Source organism: Pseudocitrobacter cyperus, from assembly GCF_039889165.1.
GTDB classification, from domain to species: domain Bacteria; phylum Pseudomonadota; class Gammaproteobacteria; order Enterobacterales; family Enterobacteriaceae; genus Pseudocitrobacter; species Pseudocitrobacter cyperus.
In genome coordinates this window covers 1,261,833-1,275,925 of record NZ_JAYMYY010000001.1, presented here as the reverse complement: position 1 = coordinate 1,275,925, position 14,093 = coordinate 1,261,833, and the positions used below count along the sequence as shown (strand labels likewise).

The window sequence follows — 14,093 nt, the reverse complement described above, 5'->3', positions numbered from 1 at the left end:
AATATATGGATGCCATGAATAAATTAAAGGAAGTAATAAGTTCCTTTTGGGTTAAATATAGAGGGGTATCCCAAGAGGATATTTCAATAATTGAGGGAGTTCTAACGCATAAATTACCTGATGACGTAAAATCATTTTGGCATTGGTCTAACGGTGGTTGTGGGAAATTTAAAAATATATATATCGATTTCTGGCCGTTAGAAGATATCCCGTCTTTAAATTCCTTAAGTGAAGGCTATTCGATTAAGCATTACTTAGGCAATGTGTTTATTGCTTTCGGCTCTGATGGTGGACCAATTTGTTTTCTATTGGATTATCGCGAGCCTGAGTGTGTAAAGGTATGTAGCGTTAATTTTGGTGATCTGGATATAGAAGAAGTTAAAGAAGTAGCACCTTCTTTTATAGCATTTATGGAAATGGCGCTTGATGGCTCGCTTGATGATGAGCAGTTATAAACATTAACGGGAGAAGCGAGTATTCTCGGATAATTTACGGGCTAGAGCACTCAACGCTCAGAATATCAGTATTCCATAATCACGTTCTTTGGACATTAAGATGAACATTATGAATAAAACAGAAGCATTAAACTTTCTGTCATTACACCAACCTATGCCAGATGATCTTGATATCACGCAAGAGCTCATTGATCAATATGATGATGTGCGTCAGTATTTTACTGAGAATCCAGATAACGATGCAATCCCACTGCTTATGCATTCGTTCGGATCTGGTGATGGTCTGGGAGTTTATCAGTTAGTGGAGGATGTGTTTTATAAATGTGATTATGAACGTGTTATTGAGAATGTCATCGAGATCTTAACCGATCCTTTTACTATCAAAAGTGTAAGATATTGGGTTACACAACAGGCAGTAAATTTCCTTGATGCCAGATTAATCGATGGCTTAAATTTATCATTACAATCTGATGCTGATGATATTTGCTGCATGGCAGAAATCGCCTTAAGGATTATTGTTGAAAATTCACAAAATTGACATCTATTTGTTTTCTTAAGGTTGGAAGTACTTTCACAATTCATCTATCGGACTGGAATCTTGTCACCCTCCAGCCTTCTCTTCATTCCTCTCCCGAATCTTTTTCGCCTGGCTCTCCAGAACCAGATAACACACCAGTGCCAGCAGTAGCGGAATAAAGTAATACAGCACACGCCACACCAGCAACGCGGCGATAATCGCGCCGGAGGAGATTTTCTCACCGGCCAGCAGCGCGACAAACACCGCCTCCAGCACGCCGATACCGGCCGGAATATGCACAATTACCGCCACCACGCTGCTTACCAGCAGTACGCCGAGGACGAAGAAATAATCCACCGCCTGGCCCATCAGCAACCAGATGGTTGCGCCCATCGCCATCCAGTTCAGGCTGGAGATTGCCATCTGGGCAAGGGCGAATTTCCAGGTTGGCAGCACCAGCGTTTGCCCTTTGATGGAATACTGGCGTTTCTTAGCAAAAGCGCAAAAACCCAAGTAAATCAGTACCATTGCCAGTAACCCGGCACCGAGCAGGCGTAAGGTGATGTCATTGATATACCAGTGCGGCGGCAGGTCGATGGCGCCGATACTGAACATCACCCCCGCCAGTAGCAAATAGCCCAGCCAGTTGGTGGAAATGCTCAGGGAAAAAATACGCGTGATGGTGCCAGGCTTCAGGCCGAGGCGGGAGTAAAGTCGATAGCGCATACCGATGCCGCCGACCCACGTACTGAGCGTCAGGTTGAAGGCGTAGCAGATAAACGACACCAGCATTACCTGGCGTTTAGCCAGTTTATGCCCGCACCAGACGCGGGCCAGCAGATCGTAGCAGCCGTAAAGCAGGTAGTTGAATATCACCAGAGCGATCGCGCCCGCAAGCGCCAGTCGGTTGTAATCGCGGATAACGTTCCATACTTCCTGCCAGTCAATTTTGCGCGCATACAGAACCAGCAGCACGGCTACGGCCACCAGGAAAAGCCAGGTCAGCGCGCGTTTGGCCCACTTCCATTGCTTTTTACTCATCCATTTCACATCTTCGCTCCTGAGTTTTCCGTCTCTACCCGATCCTGTGTCTCCATGGTGGGTTGTGCGGGTGGGCTGACTTCCGCCAGTTTCGGCGTATGGGCCGGCAGCCAACCGAGCATGGCCGGGAAGTGGCGCAGGAAGTGGAATACGACCACGCCGATCCCCAGGTTGAGCCAACTGCGTTTGGGCACCATGCTCTCATCCACGCGCCGCGAATCCTGCGTAATCAGGGTATTGAGGTTGTCGCGCAGGGTTTGGTTAAACTGCCTGTCGTGGATCATCAGGTTGGCTTCAAGATTGAGCGACAAACTGAGCGGATCGAGATTGCTGGAACCTACTGTCGCCCAGTGATCGTCCATCAACGCCACTTTGCCATGCAGCGGACGACGCTGATATTCATAAATATGTACGCCGCTTTTTACCAGGTAGCGATAAAGCAGCACCGCGCCCACTTTGACAATCGCCATGTCAGGGTTGCCCTGAACCACCAGTTTTACCCGTACACCCCGGCGTGCGGCACGGCGCATGGCATGTAACAGGCGATAGCCGGGGAAAAAGTAGGCGTTGGCAATAATGACTTCACGTTTAGCGGTTGCCAGCATACGCAGGTAGTGACGTTCAATATCGGTGCGGTGCTCGTCGTTATCGCGCCACACCAGCAGCGCCTGCGCTTCGCCGGGCATGCGGTTCTCTTCCGGGCGGTGATGGCGTCGCCACCAGCGGCGAGCCGGGGCATTTTCCGGCAGGTTTTCCAGCTCGAACTGCAGGATATCCTGCACCACCGGCCCTTTAACCTGTACGGCATAATCCTGTTTCGCTTCCGGCCCGTAATTCGACATATGTTCGGCGGAATAATTAATGCCGCCGATAAAAGCGGTATGCCCATCCACCACCACAATTTTGCGGTGCATACGGCGGAAAAGGTTGGTGCGCATTCCCAGCAGGCGCGGTCTGGGATCGTAGTAGCGGAAGATCACACCCGCTTCGGTCAATTCATTCACGAACTCATCGCTGAGATCGGGCGAACCATAGCCATCGAGCAGCACTTCTATCTGCACGCCCCGTTTCGCGGCACGTAACAGTACGGCATGGAGTTGTTTTCCAACCTCATCCTCAAACCAGATGAAGGTTTCTAGGATAACCTTCGCCTGAGCCTTATCAATTGCCGTGAAAACCGCCGGGTAGTACTGATCGCCGTTCTCCAGCAAGGTAATCTGATTTCCTTCTCGCCAGGCGCATTTCATAGATGGATCTCCGCGCTAAGGGGCGCATGGTCTGAAAGGTGTCGCCAGCCGCGCAGCGCCAGTTTTGTTGGCTGGCTGGCGTTAGCGTTTTTCACATAAATTCTATCGAGGCGCAGCAGCGGCAGATTAACGGGAAAGGTGCGCGCCGGGCGGCCCCGTGCGCGGGTAAAAATCTCCTCCAGCCCGGCCTGTAATTTTAGCGGATGGTTGGCTTTTTGCCGCCAGTCGTTGAAATCGCCTGCCACCAGTACTGGCTCGCCCTGCGGCAGCGCATTGACGAAATCCGCCAGCATAACAAGCTGCGCCTGTCGCTGTTTTTCACCTAACCCAAGATGTACGCAAATCACATGAATCGGCGTCCTGAGCTGTGGCGGCGCTACCCGGCAATAGAGCAGCCCGCGTTTTTCACTTTTACCGATGGAAACATCGTGATTTTCATAATGTTCGATGGGGTATCGAGAGAGCACCGCATTGCCATGATGCCCCTCCGGATAGACCGCGTTGCGTCCGTAGGCATAATCGCTCCACATGGTGTCGGCGAGAAATTCATAGTGGGTCGTATCGGGCCAGTTTTCAATGTGCAGTGGATGCACTTCATGCGCGCCCAATACCTCCTGCAGGCAAACAATGTCTGCGCCGACGGTACGAACGGCGTCGCGAAGCTCCGGCAAAATAAAACGTCGGTTAAATGCCGTAAAGCCCTTATGGGTGTTAATTGTCAGTATTTTTACCGAAAAAGGCGTGCTGTTCGCGGTCATTTGGCTCCCGTTATTTTTTTCTTCCTGACTAAATAGTGTAGTCGGCGTCACAAAAAGGTGCGGTGATACGGAATTTTCCGTAAAGTGGCGTACTCTGAATAGGCAAATAAAATCCTTCAGGAGAAGAAGCCATGAAGTGGCAACAACGCGTTCGTGTCGCAACAGGGTTAAGTTGCTGGCAGATTATGTTGCATTTGCTGGTTGTGGCGGTGCTGGTTATGGGCTGGATGGGCGGTGCATTAGTCCGCGTCGGCCTGGGCCTGTGTGTGCTCTACGGCGTAACGGTGATTCTGATGCTGGCATTACAGCGCCACCGTGAGCAGCGCTGGCGTGATGTGGGCGATGTACTCGAAGAACTCACCACCACCTGGTATTTTGGCGCGGCAATTATCGCCTTATGGCTGCTGTCGCGAGTGTTACACAATAACTTTCTGCTGGCCCTTGCGGGGCTGGCTATTCTCGCCGGGCCAGCGCTGGTCTCTTTGTTAGTCAAAGAGAAAAAGCGTCACTCAGGCGATCTTCCGGCGAAACATCGTATACGCCACTGAGCCTGTCGTGGCCGCTATGACCAGTAGCGGCCACAAACTTCCCCACACAATCGTTAAGCTCGCGTCCTTCAGGTAGATTTGCTTGGTGATGTCCGTAAAGTGACGAATCGGGTTAATCCACGTCAGATTTTGCAGCCACACCGGCATGTTTTCTACGGGGGATACATACCCTGAAAGCAGAATGGCGGGCATCATAAACACGAATACGCCGATAAATGCCTGTTGCTGGGTTTCGCACTGGGATGAAATCAGCAGGCCAAAGCCGACCAGCGATAAGCCATAGATAATCATCGTAAAGTAAAACAGCGCCAGTGAACCTGCGAACGGAATTTGATACGCCCAAATCCCGATCCCCAACACGATAGTGGCCTGGAAGGTTGCCACAATCAGCGCCGGAACGGCTTTGCCGATGAAAATTTGCCAGGTCGCCAGCGGTGAAACCAGTAGCTGATCCAGCGTGCCCTGTTCGCGCTCTCGCGCCACCGACAGTGAGGTGACGATCATCACGCCGATGGTGGTGATCATGGCGATAAGTGACGGCACCACAAACCACTTATAGTCCAGGTTGGGGTTATACCAGTTACGTACCACCAGCTCACTGTTGTTGGGTTTTGCCTGGCCGTCCGTTAACTCCTGCTGATAATCTTTGACGATCTGTTGCAGGTAGTTGGCCGCGATTTGCGCGCTGTTAGAGTTTCTCCCGTCAAGAATCAACTGCATCGGCGCCTGCTGGAAGGTATCCAGATTACGTGAAAAATCCGCCGGGAAGCGCACCAGTAGCAGCGCTTTTTGGGTGTCAATGGTCGGTTGGATCTCCTGCGGGCTTTTCAGCAGCAGAATATGGGTGAAGGCTTTGGCGCGGGCGAAACGCTGGGTGAGTTCCACCGCGTGTTTACCGTTATCTTCGTTATAGATAGCGATGGTGGCGTTGGTCACTTCCAGCGTCGCGGCAAAGGGGAAGAGGATCACCTGAATCAGCACCGGCAAAATCAAAATAGCGCGCGTCTGCGGCTCGCGCAGCAGCGATTGCAGCTCTTTGCGGATGAGTGTCCATAAGCGATAAAACATCTTTTCTCCTTAGTCCAGCCGCCGTTTCGTTTTCAGCCATGTCAGGCCAATAAACATCACCGCCGAGGCGATTAAAAACAGGGTGTTAATCACCAGCACCACAGGAATATTGCCCGCCAGGAACAGGCTTTGCAGGGTGCTGACGAAATAGCGAGCAGGGATGATATAGGTCACAATGCGGATAGCCGCCGGCATGCTGTCTATCTGGAAGATAAACCCGGAGAGCATAATCGACGGCAGAAACGCGGCGTTTAGCGCCACCTGTGCGGCATTGAACTGGTTGCGGGTGATGGTCGAAATCAGTAACCCCATTCCCAGCGTGCTGAGTAAAAACAGGCTGGTGATGAAAAACAGCACCAGCAGCGAACCGCGATAGGGCACGCCGAGAATAAACACCGATACCAGCATACAAAGCAGCATCGCCAGCATGCCGAGGAAGTAGTAAGGAATCAGCTTGCACAGCAGCAGTTCAGTACGCGTGACTTCAGTGGAAAGCAGCGCCTCCATGGTGCCGCGCTCCCATTCTCGCGCCACTACCAGCGAAGTAAGAATGGCGCCGATCACCGTCATGATAATGGTGACTGCGCCGGGAATGATAAAGTGCTGACTGATGGCCGCCGGGTTAAACCAGTAGCGCATCTGCACATCGATCAGCGGCGTGAATTGTTGCCCTTTATCTTCCGCCCGCTGCGCCTGCCATAGTTGCCAGATCCCCTGGGTGTAGCCCTGTACAAAGTTGGCTGTATTCGGTTCACTACCGTCAGTAATCACCTGAATGGGCGCAGTCTCGTTGGCGCGCGCCATCTGGCTGTCGAAATTCACCGGGATCACCACCAGACCACGAATACGCCCGGCCTGCATCATTTCGACCAGTTGGCTGCGATTATCGCTGATGGTGGCGTCAATATAGGGTGAGCCGGTCATCGCATGGGTAAAATCGAGCGCTTCTTCGCTCTGTTGTTCCAGCAGAATGCCGACGCGCAGTTTGCTGGAGTCGAGGTTAATCCCGTAGCCAAAGATGAACAGCAGCAGTAAGGGGATCACCACCGCAATAAGCCAACTGCTGGGGTCGCGGATGATTTGCCGTGTCTCTTTGACGCACAGCGCCCGTACACGCCGCCAGGAGAGGGGACTATTGCGCATCGGCGTGCTCCTTATCCCAGTTGTGGATCAGGGTGATGAAGGCCTGTTCCATGGTCGGGTCGATCTGTTCATCACTGGCAGCCTGCGCTTTGAGGTCATCCGGGGTGCCGCTGGCGATAAGTTTGCCACGATAAACCAGCCCGATTCGGTCGCAATATTCGGCTTCATCCATAAAGTGGGTCGTGACCATCACAGTGACGCCTTTCTCCACCATGCTGTTGATATGCAACCAAAATTCACGACGGGTGATGGGGTCGACCCCGGATGTGGGTTCGTCAAGAAACAGAATGTCCGGTTCATGCATCAGCGAGCAGGCCAGCGCCAGACGCTGTTTAAAGCCGAGCGGTAGAGCATCGGTGGCGTGGTTGGCGATGTTCTTCAGGCCAAAAGCTTCGCTCATCCGGGCGATTTTGTCATTTTGCGCCCGCCCGCGCAGGCCATAGACGCCGGAGAAAAAACGCAGATTCTGTTCCACGGTCAGGTTGCCGTAGAGCGAGAATTTCTGCGCCATATAGCCCAGGTGCTGGCGCGCTTTGCCGGAGCTCACTTTCAGATCCATATCCAGCACCAGCGCTTTGCCGGATGTTGGCACCAGCAGGCCACACATCATCTTAAAGGTGGTCGATTTTCCCGCCCCGTTCGGCCCAAGCAGGCCAAAGATTTCTCCACGTTTAACGGCAAAATCAACGTGGTCGGTGGCAGCGAAATCGCCGAATTTTTTAGTGAGTTGCCTGGCTTCAATCACCGTCTCTTCCGCTGTGCCTTCCACCGTGTGCAAAATTGCGCCCAGCGGGGATTCAGAGGTGCCTGCGCCGCCCAGCAGGTCGATAAAGGCATCTTCAAAGCGCGGCGTGGTTTCGTTAATTTCGATTTCCGGCATCTCAGGGGCACGACGAATATCTTCGGCGGTGGCGTCCTTTTTAAGGATCACGCGAACCGATCGCCCCTGAATCATTCCGTCACTCACCTGCGGTAATTTCAGCGTGCGCTGTAACAGGCGGCGGTTATTCTCGGCGTGACTGCTCATCAGAAAGCTGCGACCCGCCATGGTTTTGGTCAGCGCCGTCGGCTCGCCCTGATAAAGCAATTCTCCTTCGTTCATCAGCAGCACGTCGCGGCACTGTTCCGCTTCATCGAGGTAAGAGGTGCTCCAGAGGATCAGCATCCCATCGCCCGCCAGTTCGTGCACCATTTGCCACAGTTCCCGACGTGAAATGGGGTCGACGCCGACGCCGGGCTCATCGAGAAGGAGCACTTTGGGTTCTCCCACCAGCGTGCAGGCAAGCCCGAGTTTCTGTTTCATCCCCCCTGAGAGTTTCCCCGCCAGACGTTCGGTAAACGGCCCCAGCGCGGTGAACTCCAGCAGCCGGGCAAAGGTTTTCTGTCGAGCCTCGCCGGTGACGCTACGCAGATCTGCGTAAAGATTCAGGTTTTCCATTACCGTTAAATCTTCATACAGGCCAAACTTCTGCGGCATATAGCCGAGCATACTGTGAAGCTCGCTATCGTTTTTAATCGGGTCGAGCCCGAGTACAGTCGCCTGACCCTCGTCGGGCTTCAGTAGCCCGGCCAGCATGCGCATCAGGGTGGTTTTCCCCGCGCCGTCCGGCCCCACCAGCCCGGTTACATAACCGGAGTGAATGGTACAGTTCAGCGGCGCGACGGCGGGTTTATCCATTCCGGTAAAGCGCTTAACCAGCCCATCCAGTTGAATGCGATCTTCACTCATGGCGCGACTCATCGCTGAATTTCAGGGTGACAGGCATGCCCTGGCGCAGGGTATCGTCTGCATCAGTGACGATGATGCGTAGGCGATAAACCAGATCGGTTCGCAGATCCGGCGTTTCAACGGTTTTGGGCGTAAATTCGGCGGTTGGGGAAACAAAACCGATTTTACCGTGATAGGGCTTGTCCGGGCGTCCATCGGTATAGAGCAGAATTTCCCGCCCTGGCTGAGCCTGATTGAGGTTCTTCTCGTCCACATAGGCGCGTACCCATACCGGGCGGGTGAGCGACAGGGTGAGGGCGGTACTGCCCGCGCTCAGCATGCTGCCTGGCTCCACGGCACGGGTAAGTAATGTGCCGTCAGATGGGGCGACTAACGTGGTGTCGTGCAGGTCGAGCGTAGACTGCGCGAGCTGCGCCTGGGCTTGTTCAAGGTTGGCTTTTGCCTGGGCAATCTCCTGCGGACGATTACCGGCGCGGTACTGACTCAGTTTATCCTGCGCTGATTTCAGTGTTGCCATTGCCTGATCGCGGGATGAACGTGCATTTTCCAGGTCATTGGCGGAAATCGTGCGGCTTTTCCATAACCCCTGCTGGCGTGCGTAAAAGTTCTGTGCGTAATCATATGCGGCCTGCGCTTGTTTCACCGCTGCGGCGGCCTGGGCTATTTCTTCCGCCCGGTAGCCCGCCATCATCAGATCGTATTGCGCCTGAGCGGTGGAAACATTGGCTTTTGCCTGCATCAGCGCATTCTCGTAAGGCGCTTTATCGAGTTGCCCCAGCGTCTGACCGGCTTTGATGGCATCGCCTTCATCCACCGTCAGCGACTGCAAACGGCCGCCAACGCGGAAGCTCATATTGACGGTGCGAATGTCCACGTTACCGTAAAGCGTCAGCCCGTTGTCCTGACGGCTCTGATACCACCAGGTTCCGCCAATGGCGGCAACAATCAGCACCAGTAGCAGTGCAATAACGACCGGTTTCTTCATTGGTTAAGGCTCCTTTGCGTTAGTCCCTGCAAAATGAAATCGATGTGGCAACTCACCACCTGGAAAATCTGTTCCGCTTTCTCGTCGTCAAATCGTGCCCAACCGGCGCGCAGCAAAATGGTCTCGCGCCCCAGACGGAAGGCGAGAATTTCGCCAAGTAAAGCATGGGTGTGCAAAATCGTCTGCGTATCGTGCGGGTCACGCCCGGTATAGGCGGCGATCAGGTGTGTGAGGTGGGTGTGCATCGGCGCAATCACCTTGTCGTGAATGTGCTGATAGGCGGCGGTTGGTGAAAACTGTTCGCGTGAAATAAACTTACTGAGGTTCACCGTGTCGTCCTGGGTCAGCAGCAGGATCATATTTTTGCAGGCGCGCAAAATCAGTTCGTGAATGGCGGCTTTATCGGGTTCCGGGCGGGCGAAGAGTTCCTCCGCGGCCTGTACGTGCGGGCGGAAGTTCTCGCCAATAAAGTCGGCAATCCACTGGGCGCAGGCGAGATAGAGATCGTCCTTCGAGCCAAAATAGTAGGTGATAGCGGCAATGTTTTGCCCGGCCTGCGCGGCGATATCGCGGGTGGTCGCGTGCAGGCCATATTCCCCGAACTGGGCCAGTGCGGCGGCGATTAGCTGGCTTTTAGCCTGTTCGCCTTTGGTGGTAACAGGAGTCGTATTCATCGCGTTATAAAAATTAATCAATCGATTGATTAAGATTATGACCGATTATTGAGCTTGTCCAGTCAGATGCACGAAAAAGCGCGGAATGACAGCATTTTCACCGCCGTGAGGGGCACCTGGCTGGCGAGATATTTTATGCGCCAGGTCACAAAAGCTGCTACACTCCGGCCCTTCATGACATTGTGGTTTTTGTCATTATCTGGTTTTTAATCCCCTCGAAAACTACACCGCATGCGGTCGGGGTGGGTGTGGAGTAACTATGTCTTTCGATTCTCTGGGGCTTAGCCCTGAACTTTTGCGTGCCATTGCTGAGCTTGGCTATCGCGAACCCACCCCCATTCAGCAGCAAGCTATTCCTGCGGTGTTACAGGGCCGCGACCTGATGGCCAGCGCCCAGACCGGTACGGGTAAAACAGCGGGCTTTACGCTGCCGCTGTTGCAGCACCTCATCACCACTCAGCCACATGCCAAAGGCCGTCGCCCGGTGCGCGCGCTGATCCTTACACCGACCCGTGAACTCGCGGCGCAGATTGGCGAAAACGTGCGTGAATATAGCCAGTATCTGAACATTCGTTCGCTGGTGGTGTTTGGTGGTGTGAGCATCAACCCGCAGATGATGAAGCTGCGCGGCGGCGTGGACGTGCTGGTGGCAACGCCGGGGCGCCTGCTGGATCTGGAACACCAAAATGCTGTCAAACTTGATGGTATTGAAATCCTGGTGCTGGATGAAGCTGACCGTATGCTCGATATGGGCTTTATTCACGATATTCGCCGCGTGCTGGCGAAATTGCCTGCGAAACGTCAGAACCTGCTGTTCTCCGCGACCTTCTCCGACGATATTAAAGCGCTGGCTGAAAAACTGCTGCACAACCCGCTGGAAATTGAAGTTGCGCGTCGCAATACCGCCTCCGAGCAGGTGACGCAGCATGTGCATTTCGTTGATAAGAAACGTAAACGGGAACTGCTGTCACAGATGATTGGCCAGGGCGACTGGCGTCAGGTGCTGGTCTTTACCCGTACCAAACACGGCGCAAACCACCTGGCAGAACAGTTGAATAAAGATGGCATCCGCAGTGCGGCGATCCATGGCAACAAATCTCAGGGCGCGCGTACCCGTGCGCTGGCTGATTTTAAATCCGGCGATATCCGCGTGCTGGTGGCGACCGATATCGCCGCGCGTGGTCTGGACATCGAAGAGTTGCCGCACGTGGTGAACTACGAGTTGCCGAACGTGCCGGAAGATTATGTCCACCGTATTGGCCGTACCGGCCGTGCGGCGGCAACGGGTGAAGCGCTGTCGCTGGTGTGTGTTGATGAACACAAACTGCTGCGCGATATCGAAAAGCTGCTGAAGAAAGAGATCCCGCGCATTGCGCTGCCGGGCTACGAGCCAGATCCGTCTATCAAAGCGGAACCGATCCAGAACGGTCGTCAGCAGCGTGGCGGCAACGGCGGCGGTCGTGGGCAAGGTGGTCGCCCGCAGGGTCAGGGCCAAAGCCAGGGCCGCGGACAACAGCAGCCACGCCGCAGCGAAGGCAGTGCGCCGAAGTCTGACGCTAAACCGAAGCAATCCCGCCGCATTGGCGATGCCAAACCGGCAGGCGAACAGCAACGTCGCCGTCGCCCGCGTAAACCGTCAGCGGTGCAGTAACCCTCGCCATCTGGCATGATGCAAAAATTTCTGAAGCCTGGCCGCAAGCCGGGCTTTATTTTTTGCTGCGCACTAAAGAAAATGCCACAATAGTGGCTGTTTATACAGTATTTCAGGTTTTCTCATGGCATTGACCGCTGCGCTGAAAGCGCAAATCGCCGCCTGGTATAAGGCGCTTCAGGAACAGATACCGGACTTTATTCCCCGCGCGCCGCAGCGACAGATGATTGCTGACGTGGCAAAAACGCTCGCCGGGGAAGAGGGGCGGCATCTGGCTATCGAAGCGCCGACCGGCGTCGGGAAAACCCTCTCTTACCTGATTCCCGGCATTGCGATTGCCCGGGAAGAGCAAAAAACGCTGGTGGTCAGTACCGCTAACGTCGCCCTGCAGGATCAAATCTACAGTAAAGATCTCCCGCTGCTGCGTAAAATCATCCCCGATCTTAAATTCACTGCTGCGTTCGGGCGTGGTCGCTACGTCTGTCCGCGTAATCTGAATGGGCTGGCGAGCACCGAGCCAAACCAGCAGGATCTGCTGGCGTTTCTGGATGACGACCTCACGCCGAACAACCAGGAAGAGCAGAAGCGTTGCGCTAAACTGAAGGCCGACCTCGATAGCTATAAGTGGGACGGCCTGCGCGATCACACGGATATCGCGATTAACGATGATCTGTGGCGACGTCTGAGCACTGATAAAGCAAGCTGTCTGAACCGCAACTGCCTCTACTATCGCGAGTGCCCGTTCTTCGTCGCGCGGCGCGAGATCCAGGAAGCGGAAGTGGTGGTCGCTAACCATGCGTTGGTGATGGCTGCCATGGAAAGCGAAGCGGTGCTACCGGAGCCGAAAAACCTGCTGCTGGTGCTCGATGAAGGCCATCATCTGCCAGATGTGGCGCGCGATGCGCTGGAGATGAGCGCAGAAATCACCGCGCCCTGGTATCGCTTACAGCTCGATCTTTTCGTCAAGCTGGTGGCGACCTGCATGGAGCAGTTTCGCCCGAAAACCACGCCGCCGTTGGCTATCCCGGAACGTCTGAATGCCCACTGCGAAGAGTTGTACGAACTGATTGCTTCGCTCAATAACATTCTGAATCTCTATCTGCCGGCGGCGCAGGAGACGGAGCATCGCTTCACTATGGGCGAATTGCCGGAAGAGATCATGGAGATTGTTCAGCGACTGGCAAAACTCACCGAGATGCTGCGCGGGCTGGCAGAACTGTTTTTAAACGATCTCAGCGAAAAAACCGGTTCGCACGATATCGTGCGATTGCACCGGGTTATTCTGCAAATGAACCGGGCGCTGGGGATGTTTGAGGCACAAAGTAAACTGTGGCGTCTGGCTTCGCTGGCTCAGGCATCAGGGGCGCCGGTGTCAAAATGGGCGACCCGCGATGTGCGCGACGGGCAGATGCATTTGTGGTTTAACTGTGTAGGCATTCGCGTAAGCGATCAGCTCGAACGCCTGTTGTGGCGTAGCGTGCCACATATTGTGGTCACATCTGCAACCCTGCGTTCGCTGAACAGTTTTTCGCGATTACAGGAGATGAGCGGCCTGAAAGAGAAGGCTGGCGATCGCTTTGTGGCGCTCGACTCGCCGTTTAACCACGTTGAGCAGGGCAAACTGATTATTCCGCAGATGCGCTACGAGCCATTGATGGAAAATGAAGAGATGCACATCGCCGAGATGGCAGCCTATTTCCGCCAGCAACTGGAAAGCAAAAAACACACGGGCATGCTGGTGCTGTTTGCCAGTAACCGTGCCATGCAGCGTTTTCTCGAACACGTTACAGACCTGCGTTTGCTGTTGCTGGTACAGGGAGACCAACCACGCTACCGGCTGGTTGAGTTGCACCGTAAACGTGTTGAAAATGGCGAGCGCAGCGTGCTGGTGGGGCTACAATCTTTTGCTGAGGGGCTGGATTTAAAAGGCGAGCTGTTAAGTCAGGTGCATATTCATAAAATCGCTTTCCCGCCTATCGACAGCCCGGTAGTGATCACCGAAGGCGAATGGCTGAAAAGCCTGAACCGCTATCCGTTTGAGGTTCAGAGCCTGCCGAGCGCTTCATTTAACCTGATCCAACAGGTTGGGCGACTTATTCGTAGCCACGGCTGCTGGGGCGAAGTGGTCATTTATGACAAACGCCTTTTGACCAAAAACTACGGCCAGCGTCTGCTTAATGCATTACCTGTATTTCCTATTGAGCAACCACCCGTGCCCGATGTTAAAGTAAAAAGCAAAGCAAAACCGACCCGTCGCAAAAAACGGTAATCAGCCGC

The 14,093-nt window shown here is 54.1% G+C and carries 13 protein-coding genes; 5 read left to right on the top strand and 8 right to left on the bottom strand.

Annotated features, from left to right (window positions below):
- Nucleotides 1-14 precede the first annotated feature (14 nt).
- Both VSR74_RS06245 and VSR74_RS06240 read left to right on the top strand, forming a co-directional pair.
- Complete coding sequence (locus VSR74_RS06245; protein ID WP_347793893.1) at nucleotides 15-455, top strand: SMI1/KNR4 family protein; 441 nt, start codon at nucleotides 15-17, stop codon at nucleotides 453-455.
- 109 nt (nucleotides 456-564) lie between these two features.
- Nucleotides 565-993 carry a hypothetical protein gene (locus tag VSR74_RS06240; RefSeq protein WP_347793892.1) on the top strand — a complete coding sequence of 143 codons (429 nt, stop codon included), beginning with the start codon at nucleotides 565-567 and terminating at the stop codon, nucleotides 991-993.
- A 63-nt stretch (nucleotides 994-1,056) separates the two neighbouring features.
- Here VSR74_RS06240 and VSR74_RS06235 read toward each other — a convergent pair whose 3' ends face one another.
- Genes VSR74_RS06235 through VSR74_RS06225 form a run of 3 tightly spaced genes read right to left on the bottom strand, consistent with a single transcriptional unit; the run spans nucleotide 1,057 to nucleotide 4,018 of the window.
- The gene (locus tag VSR74_RS06235; protein ID WP_347793891.1) at nucleotides 1,057-2,013 is read right to left on the bottom strand and encodes a lysylphosphatidylglycerol synthase transmembrane domain-containing protein; all 957 of its coding nucleotides are present in this window, start codon (nucleotides 2,011-2,013) and stop codon (nucleotides 1,057-1,059) included.
- Nucleotides 2,014-2,018: 5 nt separating this feature from the next.
- Nucleotides 2,019-3,260, bottom strand: a complete 1,242-nt coding sequence (gene clsB / locus VSR74_RS06230) for a cardiolipin synthase ClsB (RefSeq protein ID WP_347793890.1) — start codon at nucleotides 3,258-3,260, stop codon at nucleotides 2,019-2,021.
- Nucleotides 3,257-4,018, bottom strand: coding sequence for an endonuclease/exonuclease/phosphatase family protein (locus VSR74_RS06225; protein ID WP_347793889.1), 762 nt, complete (start codon nucleotides 4,016-4,018; stop codon nucleotides 3,257-3,259). Before VSR74_RS06225 ends, clsB begins: the two co-directional genes overlap by 4 nt.
- A 131-nt stretch (nucleotides 4,019-4,149) precedes the next feature.
- Here VSR74_RS06225 and VSR74_RS06220 point away from each other — a divergent pair, with 131 nt between their 5' ends.
- Nucleotides 4,150-4,566 carry a YbhQ family protein gene (locus tag VSR74_RS06220; RefSeq protein WP_347793888.1) on the top strand — a complete coding sequence of 139 codons (417 nt, stop codon included), beginning with the start codon at nucleotides 4,150-4,152 and terminating at the stop codon, nucleotides 4,564-4,566.
- Here VSR74_RS06220 and VSR74_RS06215 read toward each other — a convergent pair.
- Genes VSR74_RS06215 through cecR form a run of 5 tightly spaced genes read right to left on the bottom strand, consistent with a single transcriptional unit; the run spans nucleotide 4,528 to nucleotide 10,165 of the window.
- The gene (locus VSR74_RS06215; protein ID WP_347793887.1) at nucleotides 4,528-5,634 is read right to left on the bottom strand and encodes an ABC transporter permease; all 1,107 of its coding nucleotides are present in this window, start codon (nucleotides 5,632-5,634) and stop codon (nucleotides 4,528-4,530) included. The genes VSR74_RS06220 and VSR74_RS06215 overlap by 39 nt on opposite strands.
- A gap of 9 nt (nucleotides 5,635-5,643) precedes the next feature.
- Nucleotides 5,644-6,777, bottom strand: coding sequence for an ABC transporter permease (locus VSR74_RS06210; protein ID WP_347793886.1), 1,134 nt, complete (start codon nucleotides 6,775-6,777; stop codon nucleotides 5,644-5,646).
- On the bottom strand, nucleotides 6,767-8,506 hold the full coding sequence (locus VSR74_RS06205) for an ATP-binding cassette domain-containing protein (protein WP_347793885.1): 1,740 nt from the start codon (nucleotides 8,504-8,506) through the stop codon (nucleotides 6,767-6,769). The genes VSR74_RS06210 and VSR74_RS06205 overlap by 11 nt, the downstream gene beginning before the upstream one ends.
- On the bottom strand, nucleotides 8,499-9,491 hold the full coding sequence (gene hlyD, locus VSR74_RS06200; RefSeq protein ID WP_347793884.1) for a secretion protein HlyD: 993 nt from the start codon (nucleotides 9,489-9,491) through the stop codon (nucleotides 8,499-8,501). The genes VSR74_RS06205 and hlyD overlap by 8 nt, the downstream gene beginning before the upstream one ends.
- Nucleotides 9,488-10,165 carry a transcriptional regulator CecR gene (gene cecR, locus VSR74_RS06195; RefSeq protein WP_347793883.1) on the bottom strand — a complete coding sequence of 226 codons (678 nt, stop codon included), beginning with the start codon at nucleotides 10,163-10,165 and terminating at the stop codon, nucleotides 9,488-9,490. The genes hlyD and cecR overlap by 4 nt, the downstream gene beginning before the upstream one ends.
- A gap of 259 nt (nucleotides 10,166-10,424) precedes the next feature.
- Here cecR and rhlE point away from each other — a divergent pair, with 259 nt between their 5' ends.
- Both rhlE and dinG read left to right on the top strand, forming a co-directional pair.
- A complete protein-coding gene (rhlE, locus tag VSR74_RS06190; protein WP_347793882.1) occupies nucleotides 10,425-11,816 on the top strand; it encodes an ATP-dependent RNA helicase RhlE in 1,392 nt (463 codons plus the stop codon).
- 124 nt (nucleotides 11,817-11,940) lie between these two features.
- Entirely contained in the window at nucleotides 11,941-14,085 is a 2,145-nt protein-coding gene (gene dinG / locus VSR74_RS06185) for an ATP-dependent DNA helicase DinG (protein WP_347793881.1), read from the top strand.
- Nucleotides 14,086-14,093 lie beyond the last annotated feature (8 nt).